Origin of the sequence: Prosthecobacter sp. (genome assembly GCF_014879935.1) — a bacterium.
Classification (GTDB): domain Bacteria; phylum Verrucomicrobiota; class Verrucomicrobiia; order Verrucomicrobiales; family Verrucomicrobiaceae; genus Prosthecobacter.
Map to the genome: position 1 here is coordinate 1 of NZ_JACSRD010000176.1, position 19849 is coordinate 19849.

A 19849-nucleotide genomic window follows, 5' to 3' on the forward strand; every position below is an offset into this window, starting at 1 on the left:
ATCCGTTATCCAACCCGTGAGTACAACTTCTTTCTCTCGCCTTTTGAGGTTTTAAAACACTGCCTAGACGGCTCTCATACCAATGAACGAGAGCGCGATGCAGCAGCCGCGCGATGGGTTCGCGGTCGGCGGTGGTGAGAGGGGTGAAGTCGATGGTTTCGCTCATGCGATGCGTTGAGGGTTAAGGGGGAAGCAGCAGGCAGTAGAATGGGGGCAGTAGAATTTTTGCATTTCTGTTTCTGCCTCTTCAATTCTACTGCCCCATTCTACTGCCTTCAATCACGGCTCAGACGACTTCCCAGCCTTTGCGATAGGTTTCCTTAATGAATGCATCCGCAGCGGGCAAGCCTACGGCCTTCATCGCGGGCGCATCCCATTCGATGGGCTTTTGCGTGCGCAGTGAGAGCAGACCCAGCAGCGCAATCTCCGTGAGATGCGCGGCGTAGGCGAAGGGACTCGTTGCAGGCTCGCCGCCTTTGCAGGCATTGATCCAGTCGAGATGATGACCATCGGATCGTTTGAGACGCGGCTCCGGTTTCTTGAAGCCCTCGCGCAGCGCGGCGGGATACAAGCGTGGCTGTCCACCACCGCCATCACATTGGATGACGCCTTTTTCGCCGATGAACAAACAACCGCGCCTCGGCAGCCTCACATCGCCCATCGCCTCCGGAGTGGGCGGCATCAGGCCGCCGTCATACCACGTCATGCGGATCTCTGGTCGCGTGCCCGCAGCCGGGAAGGTGTAGTAAATGAGCGAGCCATGCGGCGCGATCTCGCTGTCCATCTTGCCTGCCGCATGAGCTTCGATGCGAGAGGGGACGGGCAGGTCAAAGGCACGCACCGCCGTGTTCATGTCGTGGCAGGCGAAGTCGCCGATGCCCGTGCAGCCGAAGTCCCAGAAATCACGCCACGCGACAGGGAAGTAAGCCGGATGAAACGGACGCTCCTGACGCGGCCCGAGCCACAGGTCCCAATTCAGTCCCGCAGGCACCGCTGGCGTGTCGGTGGGACGTCCGGTGAGCGTGGGATTCCATCGACCCGCACCGACCCACACATGAATCTCACGCACCGCACCGATGGCCCCCGCCTGGATGTATTCGATGGTCTCACGCGTGCCGAGCGAGGAATGCCCCTGACTACCGAGTTGCGTGGCCACGCCAGTCTCCGCAGCCACTTTCGCCACATGACGCGCCTCCCAGATGTTGTGCGTGAGCGGCTTCTCACAATAAACATGCTTCCCGGCCCGCATCGCGACCACCGAGCAATACGCATGCAAATGATCCGGCGTGGCGATGAGCACCGCGTCGATGGCTTTCTCCTTCTCCAGCATCTCGCGGAAGTCGATGTAGTCCGCGCAGCGGAAGTTCGGCGTCTTCTCCGCATAGTGTTTCTCGATCTCCGCCTTCACCGGCAGCCGACCGCCCATGCCTTTGAAGTAAAAGTTCTCCAAACTGAACGACTCCGCCGGATCAGCCACCGCGATGATCTGGCATTGATCGACCGGGAAAAGATTCCGCACATTCGAGCGCCCCTGCCCGCCCGTGCCGATGATCGCAACATTCACTTTCTCACTCGGCGGCACAAATCGCGGCCCACCCAGCACATGCCGAGGCACGATGTTGAACGTGGTCACCGCTGCGGCGGCGGTTTTGAGAAAGTGTCGGCGTGAGGAGATCGGGGCGGGATTCATGCGGTGAAACGATACGCTGGTGGTGGCAAAACTCTTCGTCTCGCGAAGCAAAGTAGCCCTCTCGCTCCGCGAGAGGTGCCGACGAAGGAGAGATGGTGGAGCATGTTCATGGGTGTCAGTTCATGTGGAGGCGGCGTGAAGGATGTCGCGCACGCGCCAAAACTCGGCTGGTCGCAGATCATCGAGCACATGCAGTGCTCCAGCTTTTCGCAGGCGCTCCTTCCGATGGCCGACACCGATGAAGGGAATCCCCAGCCGCACGCAGGCCCGTAGATCCCACAGACCGTCGCCAACATACACGGCTTCATCCAGCGATCCGCCCGCCTCGGTCACAGCGGCGCGGATGATGTCGGCACGCGAGTAGTGCTCCGAGGAAGTCACGATGGGGATGTCCTCAAACGGAACGCCAGCGGCGCGGAGCTTGAAGGTGATCGACTCACGCCAGTCACCAGTGGCAATGGCAACGCGAAGTCCCGCTGCCTTCAATTCGTGCAGCAACGCCACAGCACCCTCAACTGCCGGGAAACATGCACGGTCTTCGCTGTGCGCGGACTTCAACCGGCGCAGGAAGCCTTCGGCAACCGCCTGTTCTTTGAGAAGACGCTCCTCATATTCGATGTCCGCCAGCGCCTGATGCACGAGGGCCTTGGCAGTGACTTCTTCGATGCGGTCGTAGAACTCACTGGTCAAAGCAAAGCCTGCCACCTCCAGAAACGCCGCCTCAAAACTCGCCCAGTCGGTCGGCTCTCCGCCGATCAAGGTGCCGTCGGCATCGAAGATGATCGTGCTTCGTGGGCGTGGATCAGAAAGCAGATGCTCAGTGATCATGAGGTAATGTTTTCCTGGATGCGCTTGCCCATGCTCACCCGCTGCTCAACAGCGTAGCCGAGTGATGCATAGAAGGCCGCCACCGACTCGTTGCCAGCCACGATCTGGAGATTGATCTTCATGCATCCCCTCTCGGTCAAAGCGCGCTCGGCGTGCGACACCAACAGCGATCCAATGCCCTGCATTCGATGCTCAGGATGCACCGCCACGGAGTAGATCCAGCCGCGATGGCCGTCGTAGCCGGCCATGATGGTGCCGATGACTTGGCTCGCGTTGAGGGCGACAAAGAACAACCCATCATCGGCCGCCAATTTCTTGTCGATGACCAGCGATGGCTCGTTGTGGGCCGATTCGTAGCCGAAGACGGCATTCCACAACGCGATGACTTGATCGCGATGAACTGGGTTGTCGAAGAGTGTGATCGTGGTGTTCATGTCAGTGTCCTTTGGCCGGAGATAAATCGCGCCGTGACGATCTTCCCATGGCGCACCTCGTAAATCGCCACCAGCTCGATCTTGCCCGTGCCATCCGGGAACGTGCGGGTCACTTCCTCATGGTCGATGACCACACTTCCCGTCACGGCGCGATGAATGAGCCGCGCGTGGAGATAGGGATCGCTCAAACGCGCGGTCATGCGCTCCCTCAACTGCGCGGCACCGCTGCACAGTAACGTATCAGGATACTCAAACTGCTGCACGTCCTCCGCATACGTCGCCATCAACCCCTCGACGTCGCGGGCGTTGTAGGCATCGAGCTGGCGCTGGACGATGGATTCGGGTGTTGAGGCTGACATAGAGTGCCGAGAGTATTCGTGATTACGAATGCCTCAAGCATCTGCGGGTACCCGAGAGCCCTCAGCTCATCTTGCAGAGCAAGATGGCTACTTTGCTGACGCGCGTTCGATGATCCTCGTGACATCCTCCTCAAGCAGAAAACCCTCTGTCTGGAGTTTCTTGGCAGCATCCGTGAGTCGCGAGAGATAGTCGGCAGGCGTCGGATAGCGTTCTTCGAGGGAGGGACGCGGGTCGCCGGTCTTTTCGCGTTCGGCTTTGGTTTTGGCGAAGGGGATGAACATGCCATCCAGCGGCGAGAGCATCGTTTCGGCACCGACTTGAGGGGAGCGGAGGTTCCAGCCGGTGTAGGTGCCGAGAGGGACGGCGATCTCGGGGAGCACGATGCCGCTAGTTTCATTGCCGTCGGCATTCACGGCGGGCACGAGCGTATGGAATGGCTTGCCGATTTTTGGCGGGATGATGTCGGCGATGCCTTCGCTTTGGAAACGCGGGCCGAAGTCGAGTCGCGGAGGCTGGTAGGCATGGGTGGGCAGGTTGTGGCCGGGAATCTTCGGAAACTGCGATTTCCAGGTGTCAAAGGACACGAGCGTTTGGTCGGCGAGACGCGGGTGACGGCTCGGCGGCGGTGCTTTTCCGCTTTTCACCCACTCGACGAGATGCGTGAGCATCGCACGCAGCACGGGGCCGCGATCATCGAGCGTGTTGCGCGGTTGCTGGCAGATGCCGGGTGTGCCGTCGCTCTTGCCGAGATGTTCGGCACCGGCCACGAGATACACACGCACGTCGTCGGGCAAGGTGAGGTCAGTTTTACCTTCGACATCGGTGTGCAGCAGCGAGGCAGCGCGGCTCCAGTATTCGGTGGAGGATTGCGTGAAGAGCATGCGCGGCGTGTGGCCGGACTTCCGCGAACGAGCGAGCGAGTCGCCGGACTCGCCGGTGATGGAATCGGTTTGCGGCAGCGGAGCGAGCGGGAAGAACTCGCTGCCGGAGAGATGGCCTTCGTGCTGCGTGCCATACTCCGTGCTCATGCGGAAGCGATGGTTGAACATGCCTTTGCCGGAGCCCGCGACGTGGATCAAGGCACCGTCAAAGACGATGCGGCCCTGCTCATCGCCATTCAGGCCTTCATAGAGGAAGTGATGAATGACACGGCCCGACTGCGAGATGCCGAAGACGCAGGCTTTTTGCAGCGCGTCGGCCAGCGGATTCGTTTTGGCATCGCCGTGACGAAAGAACGCCACGCAGTCACGCATCGCGGTGAGGCCGAGACCGGTCACGCGAGGCTCTTTGGCCGTGTAAACGAGGTCGTAGAGCCAGCCAGGCCGCAAACCGGCCTTCACATAGACGTGCGTGGCATCGGGAATGAGCTTCTCATTCTCCCAACGTCCAAACGCCCACTCCTCACGCGGCACCTCAATGCCATCCACGCCGCGATGCGGCCGCATCGTGAGCGTGGCGTCGGCATTGTCGAGACTCACGGATGGAAACGCAGCGCCGATGCCCCACGGGCTCCACGAGAAGGCCCGGCTGAAGACTTTCTCCGTGCTCGTGATCTCCAGATGCGCTTTGCCGGTGATCGTCTTGACATTGTCCGTCGCGATGGGGAGACCGCACAGCAGCCGCTGCGTGTCATCCGCCTGCACCTCCCCGTTCCAACCGCACCACAGCACGGAGAAACCCTGCTTCATGAGAAAGCCATGGCCGGCATGCGCCTCCGTTTTCGGATCGTTCGTGCGCTCGCCATCGTTGAAGGTCCACAGCGCCAGCATGTTGCCGCGATTGTTCACGTCGTAGAGCAGCACGCCGTTGCCCTTGGTCGCATCGACCGGCTTCAGCAGAAAGAAGTCCGTCCAACTCTCCACCATGCCGCGAGCATTGCGCGGAGCCCGCTGGAGGTCGCTGATGCGGGCGTTGGCCCCGTTCGCGGGCTCAGTCTCGATGAACATCCGGCCCTTGAGGCGCTCGTAGGCACCCGAGGGGCCGAAGGCTTTGCCTGCGGCAAACGAGGAGCGCTCGCTGATCTCGATGCGCGTCACCTCGGCATGAGCGAGAGTGGCCAGGCTGAAAATGAGGCTGAGTCGGAAATGGCGGAACATCATGGTCAAAGGCGGCTTGTCACGGCCAAGGCAGAGAACGTCTGGCCGGCAGGAGGCTTTCCTGCGTCCAGAATTGCCTCATTTGTTTTTCGATCCCCTCGAAACCAAGGAATGGTGAAACAGATCGGCCATCTCGATGCGTAGGTTTTTAGTCATGTCCCCGCGTCTCTTCTCACTGCTCTCCGTTTTTGCCGTCTCCTGCTCTGCACTGGCGCAGCAGGTCACGTTGCCGTTGCCGCGCCTGCTCACGATCATGCCGATGGGTGGCCAGGCCGGTCAGAATGTCGAAGTCACGATCACGGGAGAAAACATCGAGGATGTGACCGAGTTGACCTTCTCAACGCCGAAGATCACGGCAAAGCCGGTCGCCGGTGCCACGAACAAGTTCACCGTCAGCATCACCGCGGATGCGCCTGTCGGCGTTTACGATGCTCGCGTTATCTCGCGGCTCGGCGTGTCTTCGACGCGGGCCTTTTCGGTGAACAAGCTGCCGGAAGTCGTTCGCGCCAAAGCAAACAACACGCTCGAAACCGCCCTGCCGCTCGCGGTGGGCTCGATCTGCAACGCGACGATGACCAAACGCGCGGTGGACTTTTATTCGTTCCAGGGTGTGAAGGGCCAGCCTGTGGCGATAGATTGTGCCGCCGTCGGCATTGATTCGCGGCTCACGCCAGTCCTCATCCTCGCGGACGGCAAAGGGGCTGATCTCAAGGTGAACCGCACCGGTGGCATGATCGACTTCACGCCTCCCGCAGACGGCACTTACATCATCAAGGTCAGCGATCTCACCTACCAGGGTGGCGAACGCCACTTCTACCGTCTTGCCTTGCAAAAAGGTCCTGCCGAGCCGCAACCGCAGACACAGATGGTCAGCGCGATGTCCTGGCCGCCAGATGGACTCGCAGCCACGGCCGCGGCCAAGGAAACCGAGCCGAACAACAAGGAGGCACAGAAGATCGCTCTGCCCGCCGACATCAGCGGCGCATTCTTTCCGGCTGCGGATGTCGATACCTATGAGTTCGCCGCAAAGAAGGGCGAGACGTGGTGGGTGGAGGTTGCCAGCGAGCGCCTTGGCCTCAACACCGATCCCTTCGTGCTCGTGCAGCAGGTGAAGGACGGCAAATTCACCGATGTCGCTGAGCTCTACGACATCGCACCGCCGATGAAGGTCACTAGCAATGGCTATAGCTACGACGGCCCTCCCTACGATGCCGGCTCGCCGGACGTGCTCGGCAAATTCGAGGTCAAAGAAGACGGCACGTACCGCCTGCAGGTGCGTGACCTGTTCGGCGGCACACGCACCGACCCACACAACATCTACCGCCTCATTGTCCGCCAGGCCGCGCCGGATTTCTCGCTCGCCGCCTGGGCTGTGCACATGACGCTGCGCAATGGTGACCGCGCCTCACTGTCCAAACCGATGGCCCTGCGCCAGGGCGATGCGCGTGCGTTTGAGGTCGTCGTGCAGCGTCGCGATGGCTTCGATGGCGAGATCGAGATATCGATGGAAGGGCTGCCGCAGGGAGTGAGCGCCACGGGTTTGAAGATCGCCAAGGGCAAGACCTACGGCCATCTCATTCTCACCGCAGATGAAAAGGCGCCGCGTGGCTTTTCGCTCGCCAAAATCACCGGCAAGGCCGTCATCGGCGGCAAAGAAGTCGTGCGGCCGGTGCGGCTCGCGAGCATGGAATGGCCGGTGAAGGACGCGAAAGGCGAAATCCCCGCCCCGCGACTCGTTGCTGACATCCCCGTCTCGATCACCGACTCCGAACAAGCGCCGCTGACCATCTCCACGGCCGAAGACAAGGTCTTCGAGGCCAAGGCGGGAGAAACGCTGAAAATCCCCCTCAAGCTGACCTGGCGGAACGAGTTCAACGGCACCTCGATCAAAGTGAAGGCCTACGGCGAAGGTTTCAGCGCCATCAAGGAGTTCGACATCCCGATGAAGGCCGCCACGCACGAACTCGCCCTCAATCTGGCTGAGTTAAAGATCGCACCGGGCGATTACACCTTCGCTCTGCAAAGTCTGGGCATCTGCAAATACCGCTACAACCCTGCCGCCGTGCCTTTGGCGGAAGCCGAACAAAAGCAAGCTGAGGCTGCGCTGGCCTCTGCGGCAGCGGAAGCAAAAAAAATCGCCGCCACCGATGCCGAAGCAGCAAAAAAAGCCGCTGAGAAGCAAAAGCAGGCCGAAGCTGCCATGACAGCAGCGACGAGCAAGATGAAGTCGATCTCCACTGCCGCGAATCCCACGGACACGGTGGAGATCCTGATCTCGCAGCCGATCCGCGTGAGCGTGAAGCCGGCGGCCGTGACCACGGCGGCAAAGTGACGCGGGCTTCGAAGGCTCGCAGACAAGATAAACGTAAGCCGGAGCAAAGCCGGTGTGGTATCCGTCCGTGGATGCGGGGATTCGCCAAACCAAAAGCCTGAATCCCCATCGCGTGTGGCGTATGTATGCCACGCATGATTCGTCCCTCCGTCCTTTTTGTCGCTCTTGCCGCTGCTGCCGCCGCGGAGGAGCCGCTCAGCTTCAATCGCGACATCCGCCCGATCCTCTCGGAGAACTGCTTCGCGTGCCACGGCTTTGATTCGAAGAAGCGCGAGGCCGAGCTGCGGCTCGACACGCCGGAAGGTGCCTACACGGCGAAGGACGGCGCGTTTCCCATCAAACCGGGCGATCTGGCGAAGAGCGAGGTCTGGCAGCGCATCATCACGACCGACGAGGACGACCTCATGCCGCCGCCGAAGTCGCACAAGAAGCTCACGCAGAAGCAGAAGGACATGTTGAAGCTCTGGATCGAGCAAGGCGCACCGTATCAGAAGCACTGGGCGTTTGAAAAGCCGCTCGAAACGTCCGGCACGAGCATCGATGCGCTGCTCGCCGCGCGTCAGGCGAAGGACAAGCTCGCCTTCGCCGATGAAGCAGACAAAGAGACGCTCATCCGCCGCGTGTCGTTCACCCTCACCGGTCTGCCGCCGACGCTGGCGGAGGTGGATGCCTATTTAAAAGACGGCAACTACGAGGCGATGGTGGACCGCTACATGAAGTCGCCGCGCTTTGGCGAGGAGATGGCGCGGCATTGGCTGGATGTGGCGCGCTACGCGGACACGCACGGCCTCCATCTCGACAACGAGCGCAACATGTGGGCCTACCGCGACTGGGTGGTGCGGGCCTTCAATGAGAACCTGCCCTTCGATCAATTCACCGTGTGGCAGATCGCGGGCGACCAGCTCCCGAATGCCACGCGCGATCAACTCATCGCCACCGGCTTCTCGCGTTGCAATGTGACCACCAGCGAAGGCGGCGCGATCGACGAGGAATACCGCCATCTTTATGCGGTGGACCGCGCGGCGACGCTCACCACCGCGTGGCTCGGCCTCACGGGCGGCTGCGCGCAGTGTCACGATCACAAATACGATCCGCTCACCACGGAGGAGTTTTATTCGCTCTACGCCTTCTTCTACAGCAGCGCCGATCCGCCGATGGACAAGAACATCAACACCACCGAGCCCTACCTGCGCCTGCCGACGCCCGAGCAGCGAAAAGCACTCGAAGTCGCGACAAAGGCCGAGGCGGATGCTCTGAAGCAGCTCGAAGACTTCATCAAAGAGGTCGCTTACACGGACCCGGCGATGGTCAAACCCTCAGCGGCGGCACAGACGACCACTCAGGTGATCTTCGATGATGAATTCGCCCTCGGTTCCGAGACACGGAATACCACGCGCAATGCCAGCGCCTGGCTGAAGGAGCCTGCGTTCAGAGCAAAGTCAGGCCAGCGGGTGTTGCAGCTCAGCAACGGCCAGTTCAGCCAAGAGACCATCACGCCGACGCTTCAGCCGATCATTTTGGGTGATTCGCCACGAGTCAGCGCCTGGGTGCGGCTTGATCCGCTAAACACGCCGGGAGTGATTAGCATTGAGCTCAATGGCCGCCGCATTCTGTGGGGCGATGCCAAGGTCTTTGAAGCGACGACCTATGGAAAAGAAGATGCCGTCACCGCCGGTCCGCTGCCAAAGCCAGGCGTGTGGACTTTGCTGAGCTTTGATCCTGCCGCGCTCGGCCTGAAAGGGGGAGGTCGCATCAGCAGCATCGCCGTGCAGCAGGTCGGTGGCACGGTCGTGTGGGATTTGTGCGCCGTCACTAGCCAGATCTCGTCGTCGGCAGATTTGCTGGCGTCGTTCACGGCTTGGTGGAAAGCGGTGAGCGCGGGCAAAAAGCAGCCGACCGAGTTGCCTGGGGCGCTGGTGGGCACTCTGATGACTGATCCCGCCAAGCTGCGCCAAACCCGCCTAGCCGCCTTGAAGGCAAAATTGCCAAAGCTGGAAGCCAATCCGACACCTGAAGCCACTGCTGCCTTTGTCAAAAAGCAGGCCGATGCCGAACAAGAAGCCAGTGCTGCTGAGGTCAAAGAACGCGAGGCTTTGTTGCACTTCTACCTCGCCCGCATCGTCCACCCGCTCTCCGATGAACACGCCAACCACCGCACAGCTTGGGAGGTGGCACGAGTCACTCGTTCCGCGGCCGATTTGGCCATTCCGGGCACCTTCATCTTCCGTGATGAAGAAAAGCCGCGCGACACCTTCATCGCCATGCGCGGCGCCTACAACAAACTCGGCGACAAAGTCGAGCCCACCACGCCCGCCGCGTTTCATCCGCTGAAGAAAACGGGTGCTCGCGCCACGCGTCTCGATCTCGCGCAGTGGCTTGTGGCTCCTGAAAACCCGATGACGGCCCGAGTGACCGTGAATCGCTTCTGGCAGCAGGTTTTCGGCATCGGTTTGGCGAAGACGAGTCACGACTTCGGCTCCCAGGGCGAGCCTCCGAGCCATCCTGAGCTGCTCGATCATCTCGCGGTCACTTTTCAAAAGAGCGGCTGGAATGTGAAACAGCTCCTCAAAGAGTTTTTGATGACCAAAGCCTTCAAACAGGCCTCGCCTGTCGAATCGAACCTCCTCAGCCTCGATCCCGAAAACCGTCTGCTCGCCCGCGGGCCGCGTGTGCGGCTCGATGCCGAGCAGATCCGCGACAATGCGCTCTTCGTCAGCGGCCTCATCAATCTCGAAATGGGAGGTCGCGGCGTGCGCACCTACCAGCCGCCGAACATCTGGGAGCCCGTCGGCTATGGCGACAGCAACACGCGCTACTACCTGCAAGACCACGGTCCGTCCCTCTATCGCCGCAGCCTTTACAGCTTCCTCAAGCGCACCGCCCCGCCGCCCTTCATGAGCAACTTCGACGCGCCCAACCGCGAGCAAAGCTGCACCCGCCGCGAACGCAGCAACACCCCGATGCAAGCCCTCCAGCTCCTCAACGACGTCCAGCACTTCGAAACCGCGCGAGCGCTCGCCGAACGCGTCATCGCCGAAGGCGGCTCAGAAGACGAAAAACGCCTCCACTGGCTCTTCCGCATCGTTTTGAGCCGCAAACCGGACGCGAAGGAGTTTTCGATGCTCACCGCCGCCTTGGCGAAACAACGGGCGCTTTATCAAAAGAACCCACAAGCCGCCGAGAAAGCGATTTCGGCCGGAGAATCCACTCCGAAGAAAGTTGCCGCACCTGCTGAAACTGCCGCGTGGACCTTGATCGCGAATTTGGTGCTCAACCTCGATGAAACAGTCACCCGCAACTAACGCCACTGACTCACCACAGAGGTCACGGAGGAACACAGAGTTCTGATCTCTGTGCCTCTCTGTGAACTCTGTGGTTAATCCCAGCTCCCTTTTCTCATGAATCCTCTCTTTAAATCCCATCTCCTCCAAACGCGCCGTCAGTTCTTCGGCCATAGCGGCCTGCGCCTTGGCGGGCTCGGTTTGACGTATGCGATGGGCCGGGAGGCTTTCGCGGCGTCCAAAACGCAGGTGCATGAGCCGTTGCCGGGGCTACCGCACTTTGCGGCGAAGGCGAAGGCGGTCATTTACCTGCACATGAACGGTGGGCCGTCGCAGCTCGATACTTGGGATTACAAACCGGGCTTGCAGCAGTGGTATGACAAGGACCTTCCCCCGAGCGTGCAGGGCGGGCAGCGGCTGACGGGCATGACGAGCAAGCAGGCGCGTTTTCCGGTGGCTCCGAGCCTTTTCAAGTTCGCGCAGCATGGGCAGTGCGGGCGCTGGGTGAGCGAGTTGTTGCCGCACACGGCGAAGCACGTCGATGACATCGCTTTGATCAAAACGGTGCACACGAACGCGATCAACCACGACCCCGCGTGCACCTTTGTGATGACCGGACGCGAGGTGCCGGGCTTTGCGAGTCTCGGCTCGTGGCTGGCCTACGGTCTCGGCAGCGAGAGCAATGATCTGCCGGCCTTTGTGGTGCTAACGCCGACGTGGAGCGCGAAGGCGATGGCTCAGGCGCTTTTCACCCGCATGTGGAGCAGCGGCTTTTTGCCGAGCCAGTTCAGCGGTGTGGCGCTGCGTGCCGTGGGCGATCCGGTGCTCTATATTCAGAATCCCGATGGCGTCTCGCCTGCCAATCGTCGTGCGATGCTCGACACGCTGGCGCAGATGAACGCGCACAGCTTTGAGAAATTCGGTGATCCGGAGATCCAGGCGCGCATCTCGCAGTATGAGATGGCCTTCCGCATGCAGACGAGCGTGCCGGAGCTCGTCGATCTGAAATCCGAGAGCCAGGCCACGCTCGACATGTATGGCCCCGAGGTGCAGAAGCCGGGCACCTTTGCCGCAAGCGCCCTCCTCGCGCGTCGTCTCGTCGAACGCGGCACGCGCGTGGTGCAGGTGCTGCATCGCGGCTGGGACCAGCACGGCAATCTGCCGAGCGACATCCGCCTCCAATGCCGCGACACCGACCAGCCCATCGGCGCTCTTTTGACTGATCTCAAACAGCGCGGCCTGCTCGACAGCACGCTCGTCATTTGGGGCGGTGAATTTGGCCGCACGGTCTATTCGCAGGGCGGTCTCTCGCAGACGAACTACGGTCGCGATCATCATCCGCGGAATTTCTGCATGTGGATGGCCGGCGGCGGCATCAAAGGCGGCACCAGCTACGGCGAGAGCGATGACTTCAGCTACAACATCGCCACCGACCCCGCGCACCTGAACGACATCAACGCCACGATCTTAAACCAGTGCGGCATCGACCACGAGCGCCTCAGCTACAAATTCCAAGGGCTGGATGCACGACTGACCGGTGTGGAGAGGCAGCATCCGATCAAGGAGATCATCGGGTGAAACTTCATATCGTCATTTTTGCCGGATTGGTCGCAGTTGCAGGCTGCGGAAGAAAACCCGCCGCTACAGCGTGGCCTCTACCCGTTGTGAGGATCGAAGATGTGCCGGCACCCGCAACGGCCTCGGTCGTCGTCAAGAAGGGCTCGAATCTGCAAACCATCGCTACTGATGCTTATGGGCACGAGGACTTCAGTGGTTTCGTTGCGAGTTTGAACGGCATACCGGATCCTGCCTTGGTAATGGCGGGCAAGACGTTGCAGACCCCTTCCCTTGCTATCGGCATTCGAGATGCCGGGCTCGATCCGCTCTATCAGCCAGCCGTCAACGTGCTTGCCAAGACCTGGATGGATATCCGGTCATTTCTGCCCGAGTATGAGAAGCAGCGCCGCGTGAGTGGCGTGCGTGATGGCGGCACCTTTGTGCTCGGCCCGTCACTGAGAGACCAGATGCTGCGCTACGCGGATTCTATCGACGCAGCCTGCCACGTGCTTGAGTATCCGCATGCCAATCACACGGCTCCCAAGAGCACCCTTGGAAAGTTTTCAGGCTGCAGCGATTCGTTGCGTCGATTTGCTGGCGGACACGCGGACAGCAATGATTACGATACTTTTCTTCTCCAGAAAGGATTCGGTCATGGGTTCACCTATTTGCTGATCTGGATCAAGGCAGGCCATCGCTGATCAATGGCGCTAAACCGGCACTTGGCAGGAAGCTTTGGAGAGATAAACTCCACCCCATGTTCAAAGAGCACGATGACACTGGCGACAAGCTGGAGCACGCTTACTTCTGCTACCTGGCAGACAAGTTTGAGCGTGAGCCAGCGCTGCTGGACATTCCCCTCGAAACCATCTCCCGCTGGAGGAAGCGTGGGTCATGGGGGCTGGATCAGCTTGCCCGATGGGAAGGATTGATTGAGGCGGCCAAGCAATCTCGTGACGGGCTGCTCAAGCTGGTAGGCATCCTGCGAGCAGATGACGAGGACACACGCTTCTTCAAAGGCTTTGATCCGTTTCCTGGCGTGCTGGGCCCATCTGAAAAAAGGCAGTTCATATGCGCGTCGAGGCACTGAAACATCTGGCGAGTTCCGCGGCCGCTCTGGCTCCCGATTCGACCATTGTGGTTTTCGGTTCCGCATCCGTTTTCGCCACTTACCCGGAACTCGGCATCGAATGCGATCTTTACCGACAAACGAAAGATGCCGACTTCATCTTTGAGCCATGGGAGCAGAGCCTTGGCAAGGCGTTGAACAACGCTGTGGGCAAAGAGAGCCTGTTCTACGACCACTTTGGCTACTACGCGGACATCATCTCTCCCGCCGCCTTTGACTGCTTCCCGCCAGACTTCCGTGATCGTTTGGTGCCGCTGGAGGGCTGCCCGAGGGTGTTTGCGCTTGATCCGCATGACATGGCGGTGGCTAAGCTGTTTGCGGGGCGGCCGAAGGATGTGAGGTTGCTGGCCTTTCTGCTGGCAACGAAGCGGCTGGATGAGCAAAAGGTTCGCAAGCTGCTCTGGGACACGCCGATGGAGGAAAAGTGGATCGTGCGAACCCATCAGGTGCTGGAGCAGGCGGTGGCGGAGGCAAGGAAACCAGCGGCGTGACACGGTCAAGATAGTCGCACTGCTGCGCAAGCACGGCTCAGCCGTGCGAAGCCTTCGGCGAGAAGGGAGTGATGCGATGAACGTATTTCATCATCGCCGTCCGCAGGCGGTGCACACCCATGAAACGATTCCTTTTCACCGGACTCCTCGCGCTCGGATTCACACATGCCGGCGCGGCCACGGTCGATTTCGCTCGCGACATCAAGCCGATCTTCAACAAGCACTGCAATGCCTGTCACGGCGGGGTGAAGCACTCGGGGGATCTCTCGCTGGTGTATCACAACAAAGTGCTGGAACCGGCGAATTCGGGCGAGTTCCCCGTCGTGCCGGGTAAGCCGGAGAAGTCGGCCATCATCGCGCGGGTGACGACCTCGGACACGGACGAGATCATGCCGCCCCCGAAGCATGGGAAGCCTTTGTTGGAGAAAGAGGTCGCTTTGCTGCGGGAGTGGATCGCTCAGGGAGCGCCGTGGGATGAGCATTGGGCCTTCATGCCGCCGAAAGAACCAGCGAAGCCCTCGCTGAAGGAGGCAAAGTGGCCGAAGCAGCCGCTGGATGCCTTCGTTTTAGCCAAACTGGAGAAGGAAGGGCTTAAACCATCGCCGGAGGCTGAGGGGAGGCAGTGGCTGCGGCGCGTGACCTTTGATCTCACGGGCCTGCCACCGACGCCGGAAGACCTGCAGGCACTCGAAGTGATGCCGTATGAGATGATTGTGGACCGTTTGCTCAAATCGCCGGCCTTTGGCGAGCGCTGGGCGAGTGTGTGGCTTGATCTCGCGCGTTACGCGGACTCGCAGGGCTATGAGGCGGACAAGCCGCGCATCATCTGGCCGTATCGCGACTGGTTGGTGCGGGCGTTCAATGCGGACATGCCTTTTGACCAGTTCACGATCAAGCAGCTCGCCGGTGATCTGCTGCCGAAGGCCACGCTGGATGACCGGATCGCCACGGCGTTTCACCGGAACACGCCGACGAACTCCGAAGGTGGCACGGATGATGAAGAGTTCCGCGTCGTGGCCGTGGTGGACCGCATCGCGACGACGTGGCGCACGTTTCAAGGCGTGACCTTCAACTGCGTGCAGTGCCACTCGCATCCTTACGATCCCTTCGAGAACACCGAGTTCTACAACTACATGGCCTTCTTCAACACGCAGAAGGACTGGGACCTGCCGGAGGACGAGCCAAAGCTGCGCGTGCCGTTGAAGGAGGCAGACTTTGCGAAGGCGCAGCAGCTTGATTCACGACTGCTCGCGCTGCGCTCTGCGAAGGTGGCAGAGATGGAAAAGCGCTCTGCGGAGTCGAAATGGTCCGCGCTGGAGCCGTGTTGCGTGCAATCCTCCGGCCAAACAAAGCTCACGACGAAAAAAGCGGCCGATGGCGTGATGGATGTCGTCGCGGAGGGCACGGTGTCGCACTACTCGGTGTTCACGATTGATGCGCCGGTGCCGAAGGGCATGAAGAAGCTCACCGCGCTGAAGATGGATGCGCTGCCGCTCGATCCGGCGAAGGCGCAAAGCAGCGCAGAGCTGGGTTTTGTAGTTTCGCTGCTGCGGGCCATTGTGGTGACGCCAGAGACGGAGAAGGCTGTTTATGCCGCGACGAATGCTCCGCCGGAAAAGGAAGTGGATGTGGCCGTGGATGCCAGCGCGAAGAAAAAAGTCTCCTCGCCGCCCGCACCGAAGGGCGTGCCAAATCCGCCTGCACAGCCCGGCGAGATCACTTTCTCCTATGCGCTCGGCGATGAGGCTGATCCGGTGTTTGACGCACAAACGACGCTGAATGCCGACAAAGGCGGCTGGGGTGCGAATCCGCGCATGACACATGCGCGACGCCTCGTGCTCATTCCCTCGAAGCCTGTCGATCTGCCGCCGGGTGCGAAGCTGCGCATCCTGATGCGTCATGATGAAGGCGGCTTCGGCTACGCGCCGCTGGTGACGAATCGCAGCCGCTTCGCCATCAGCGACAGCGATGAGTGGACGAGCTACGCGACGAGCAAGGCCTTCGCGGATCGCGAAACGGAGCTGGCGAAGCTCGAAAAAGATCGCGCAGGCATCGCGAATGCCTTGATGCCCGTTTTGCAGGAGCAGGACCGTCATTTGCGCCGCGACACGGCCGTCTTCATGCGCGGCAACTGGCTCGACAAAGGCGACCACGTCACGCCAGCTATCCCGGCGGTGTTTGGACGGCTTCCTGAGTCGAAAGAGCCGCCGCGCCTCGCTTTGGCGAAATGGATGGTTTCGTCGAAGAACCCGCTCACCGCCCGTGTGGCCGTGAATCGCGTGTGGGAGCAGCTTTTCGGCCTCGGCCTCGTTGAGACGCTGGAGGACTTCGGCAGCAGCGGGCAGGCTCCGTCGAATCAAGCGCTGCTGGATCATCTCGCGGTGCGTTTTCAATCCGAACTCGGCTGGAGCATGAAGAAGCTGCTGCGTGAGATCGTGCTCAGCGCGACTTATCGTCAAGGCGCGAAGACAACGCCCGAACTGCGCGAGCGTGATCCACGCAATCGCCTGCTCGCCCGCGGGCCACGCACGCGACTCACCGCCGAGATGGTGCGTGACAATGCGCTCGCGGTCGCCGGAGTGCTCTCGCCGAAGATGTTTGGCCCGCCGGTGATGCCTGTGCAGCCGGACGGCATCTGGCGTGCGGCCCGCAGCGGCGCGAAATGGAAAAACGCCGAGGGAGAGGATGCGCACCGCCGCTCCATCTACACCTACTGGCGTCGTTCGAGCCCGTATCCGAGCAGTTTGACCTTCGATGCGCCAGATCGCCTGCTGTGCGCCGCGCGACGATCCACCACAAACACGCCGCTCCAGGCACTCGTCACGCTGAACGATCCCGTCTTCATCGAGGCTGCTGTGGCACTCGCGAAGCGTGTCGAGCCCTGCGGCGATCTCGCCAAGCAGATCACGCTGGCCTTTGAGCTCGCCACCGGCACGAATCCCTCCTCCGCCGATCTTCGCGACCTCACCGCGCTGCACGCCGCTGCTCTCACCGAATACAAAGCCGACGCCAAACTCGCCCAACCGCTCGGCGGCACGCCAGAGCAGGCTGCGATGGCCGTCGTCGCGAACGCGATCCTCAACCTCGACACCGTCCTCACTAAATGAACGCGCTCCACCACCTCCAGCACGACACGTTGCAGCAGTTCACGCGCCGGCATTTCCTCCAGAAGTGCGGCGTCGGCCTCGGAGGCGCGTGGATCGCGCAGCAGGGCCTCGGTGCCGAGCGCGATCCCGCGAGGCCGAATGCGGCGCAGTCGCCCGCGTTGCCTGCAAAGGCGAAACGCGTGATCTACATGCACATGTCCGGTGCGCCGAGCCAGCTCGAGCTTTTCGATTACAAGCCCGTGCTGCAGAAGCTCAACGGCAAGGACTGCCCGAAGGAGTTTCTCGAAGGCAAGCGCTTCGCCTTCATCCGCGGCACGCCGAAGCTGCTGGGGCCGTATTACCCCTTCCACCAGGAGAGAAAGACCGGCCAGTGGGTGAGTGACAAGCTCCCGCACTTCGAGTCCGTCATGGACAAGGTGTGCATCATCAAGTCGATGCAGACGGACCAGTTCAACCACGCGCCTGCACAGCTCCTCGCGCTCACGGGAAGTCAGAATCTCGGCCACGCCAGCATCGGTTCGTGGTCGCTCTACGGCCTCGGCAGCGAGAGTGAAAACATGCCTGGCTTTGTCGTGCTGCTCAGCGGCGGGCAGAATCCGGACGCGGGCAAGGCCGCGTGGGGCAGCGGCTTCCTGCCGAGCGTGTATCAGGGCGTGCAGTGCCGCAGCGAGGGCGATCCCGTTTTGTATCTCTCGAACCCGCCGGGCATCAATCGCCACCTGCGCGGCGGCGTGATCGACGCGGTGAAAAAGATCAACCAGCGTGCCTACGAGCAGCTCGGTGATGTGGAGACAGTCACGCGCATCGCGCAGTATGAGATGGCCTTTCGCATGCAGATGAGCGCCAGCGAGGCCATGGACATCACGCAGGAGCCGAAGCACATCCACGAGATGTATGGCACGGAGCCGGGCAAGGAGAGCTTCGCGAACAACTGCCTGCTCGCGCGGCGTCTCATCGAGCGCGGCGTGCGCTTTGTGCAGCTCTTTGACTGGGTATGGGACCACCACAGCGGCCTCGACGATGCCTTCCCGAAAAAGTGCCAGCAGGTGGACAAGCCGATGACCGCGCTGCTGCACGATCTGGAGCAGCGCGGCCTGCTGGAGGACACGCTCGTGGTGTGGGGCGGTGAGTTTGGCCGCACGCCGATGCAGGAAAACCGTGGCGGCGTCGCCGCGAAGTCCCCGGGCCGCGATCACCATGTCGATGCCTATTCCATCTGGATGGCCGGTGGTGGCATCAAAGGCGGCATCAGCCACGGCGAGACCGACGAAATCGGCTACAACGCCGTGCTAGACAAAGTGCAGGCCCGCGATCTCCACGCCACCATCCTCCACCAACTCGGCCTCGATCACCTCAAGCTCACCTACCCCTATCAAGGCCTCAACCAGCGCATCGTCGGCGTGAAGCCGTGCCGGGTGCTGAAGGAGATCCTGGCGTGATGTCGCTCAATCACCTCTTTTGTGCACCGTAGAGGTGGAAAGAACGCAGAGATCTTCTTTGGGCGGGCAGAACAACGCCACCGCGGCTTCATGGTGGCGAGGGCAACCATTCCGCGATCAGTTCATACAGCCCAAGGTCGTAGGCCTTGAGTTCATCATGGGTGTTGATCTGGTTGTGGATGCCGTTGGTTGGAATGGCTTCGAGGTTTGCATTGAACCAGCTCTGTACACCTTCGGCCCAGTATTCTTTGTGGTCCGTGGCGGCGTAAGTGCCCTTCCAGAGATCCGCCGCCATGGCCTCTTTGTAGGCCTTTTGCAGCTTTTGATCGAAACGTGAGTCCATGTCGTTGATGGCCATCAGGTGCAACGTGTGCGCGAACTCGTGCAGGAAGATGTTTTCTCCTTTGTAGCGGTCTCCGGGCAGTTTCAGGAGATTCTCCTCGGCCCCGGAGGTGGCCGGGCGTGCCGAGGTGGCCCCCACGCCACGTGCCCGCTTGTCCCAGTAGTCCTTGGGCGTGAGATCGCTGTGCTCAGGGATGTCGGTGGTCACTTCCGTGCTGGCCATGATGGCAGCCCTCACCTTGTTCTTCGCCAGGGTTTTGAGCATCTTGGGCTGCTTTGCCACCATCATGAGGATGATCTTTCGAGCCTCCAGCAGGGCGGCATCCGGCACCTTGCCGGAACTGACCACCGGAAAGTCCTCCACCATCACGCACTTCGCATAGAAGTCGGAGAGATTGAGGCGCTTGGGCACAGGAATGATCTCCGCTTCACCAGCCGTGGAGGGTATCTGGGAGGAAGTCGCGGGCGTTGAGGGCTTCCAGGTTTTCAGGTAGGCCTGATCCTCGACTGACAGCGTGCTGATGGCGACGGTGAACTGCTTTCGATCCGTTCGTTCTATGACGACCTTGTCACCGGTGATGGTGACCACCTTGGCTTTGATGACAATGCCAGCGGCATTCTTGAAATCACGCATGGTGTCCTGAGCCTGAGCTGCCGAGACGGCAAAGCCGAACAGGAAGGTGAGCGCGAAGTGAAGGATGGAATGACTTTTCACAGGGGCGGTTGGTGAAGGAGGATAACTATCCGATCTAACGCGAGAAGT

General features: G+C 60.9%; 14 protein-coding genes. 8 read left to right on the forward strand and 6 right to left on the reverse strand.

The annotated features are described in order from the left end of the window. Positions 1-286 precede the first annotated feature (286 nt). From IAE77_RS18525 to IAE77_RS18545, 5 genes are all read right to left on the reverse strand, one after another. Positions 287-1690: a Gfo/Idh/MocA family oxidoreductase gene (locus tag IAE77_RS18525; RefSeq protein ID WP_294229682.1), complete on the reverse strand. Its 1404-nt coding sequence runs from the start codon at positions 1688-1690 to the stop codon at positions 287-289. Positions 1691-1810: 120 nt separating this feature from the next. After that, on the reverse strand, positions 1811-2518 hold the full coding sequence (locus tag IAE77_RS18530; protein ID WP_294229685.1) for an HAD hydrolase-like protein: 708 nt from the start codon (positions 2516-2518) through the stop codon (positions 1811-1813). Further along, a complete protein-coding gene (locus IAE77_RS18535) occupies positions 2515-2952 on the reverse strand; it encodes a GNAT family acetyltransferase (protein WP_294229687.1) in 438 nt (145 codons plus the stop codon). The genes IAE77_RS18530 and IAE77_RS18535 overlap by 4 nt, the downstream gene beginning before the upstream one ends. Next, a complete protein-coding gene (locus tag IAE77_RS18540) occupies positions 2949-3311 on the reverse strand; it encodes a nuclear transport factor 2 family protein (protein ID WP_294229688.1) in 363 nt (120 codons plus the stop codon). The genes IAE77_RS18535 and IAE77_RS18540 overlap by 4 nt, the downstream gene beginning before the upstream one ends. Positions 3312-3398: 87 nt before the next feature. Continuing rightward, a complete protein-coding gene (locus IAE77_RS18545) occupies positions 3399-5411 on the reverse strand; it encodes an alpha/beta hydrolase domain-containing protein (protein WP_294229691.1) in 2013 nt (670 codons plus the stop codon). Between the two features lie 151 nt (positions 5412-5562). On the opposite strand from IAE77_RS18545, the gene IAE77_RS18550 reads away from it, so the two are divergent. The 8 genes from IAE77_RS18550 to IAE77_RS18585 all read left to right on the forward strand — a co-directional run bounded on the left by IAE77_RS18550 (position 5563) and on the right by IAE77_RS18585 (position 18744). Next, positions 5563-7740, forward strand: a complete 2178-nt coding sequence (locus IAE77_RS18550; RefSeq protein WP_294229693.1) for a PPC domain-containing protein — start codon at positions 5563-5565, stop codon at positions 7738-7740. A 134-nt stretch (positions 7741-7874) separates the two neighbouring features. Then, complete coding sequence (locus IAE77_RS18555; protein WP_294229696.1) at positions 7875-11042, forward strand: PSD1 and planctomycete cytochrome C domain-containing protein; 3168 nt, start codon at positions 7875-7877, stop codon at positions 11040-11042. 96 nt (positions 11043-11138) lie between these two features. Continuing rightward, positions 11139-12599 carry a DUF1501 domain-containing protein gene (locus IAE77_RS18560; RefSeq protein ID WP_294229698.1) on the forward strand — a complete coding sequence of 487 codons (1461 nt, stop codon included), beginning with the start codon at positions 11139-11141 and terminating at the stop codon, positions 12597-12599. After that, positions 12596-13279 (forward strand): hypothetical protein, encoded by a 684-nt coding sequence (locus IAE77_RS18565; protein WP_294229700.1) that lies wholly within the window; start codon positions 12596-12598, stop codon positions 13277-13279. The genes IAE77_RS18560 and IAE77_RS18565 overlap by 4 nt, the downstream gene beginning before the upstream one ends. Positions 13280-13335: 56 nt before the next feature. Next, positions 13336-13668: a hypothetical protein gene (locus tag IAE77_RS18570; protein ID WP_294229703.1), complete on the forward strand. Its 333-nt coding sequence runs from the start codon at positions 13336-13338 to the stop codon at positions 13666-13668. Further along, positions 13650-14198, forward strand: coding sequence for a DUF6036 family nucleotidyltransferase (locus IAE77_RS18575; protein ID WP_294229706.1), 549 nt, complete (start codon positions 13650-13652; stop codon positions 14196-14198). Before IAE77_RS18570 ends, IAE77_RS18575 begins: the two co-directional genes overlap by 19 nt. A gap of 119 nt (positions 14199-14317) precedes the next feature. Further along, positions 14318-17305 carry a PSD1 and planctomycete cytochrome C domain-containing protein gene (locus IAE77_RS18580; RefSeq protein WP_294229710.1) on the forward strand — a complete coding sequence of 996 codons (2988 nt, stop codon included), beginning with the start codon at positions 14318-14320 and terminating at the stop codon, positions 17303-17305. Then, positions 17302-18744 carry a DUF1501 domain-containing protein gene (locus IAE77_RS18585; RefSeq protein WP_294229713.1) on the forward strand — a complete coding sequence of 481 codons (1443 nt, stop codon included), beginning with the start codon at positions 17302-17304 and terminating at the stop codon, positions 18742-18744. The genes IAE77_RS18580 and IAE77_RS18585 overlap by 4 nt, the downstream gene beginning before the upstream one ends. An 88-nt stretch (positions 18745-18832) precedes the next feature. On the opposite strand, the gene IAE77_RS18590 is transcribed toward IAE77_RS18585, so the two are convergent. Next, positions 18833-19801: a hypothetical protein gene (locus tag IAE77_RS18590; protein WP_294229717.1), complete on the reverse strand. Its 969-nt coding sequence runs from the start codon at positions 19799-19801 to the stop codon at positions 18833-18835. Positions 19802-19849: the final 48 nt, after the last annotated feature.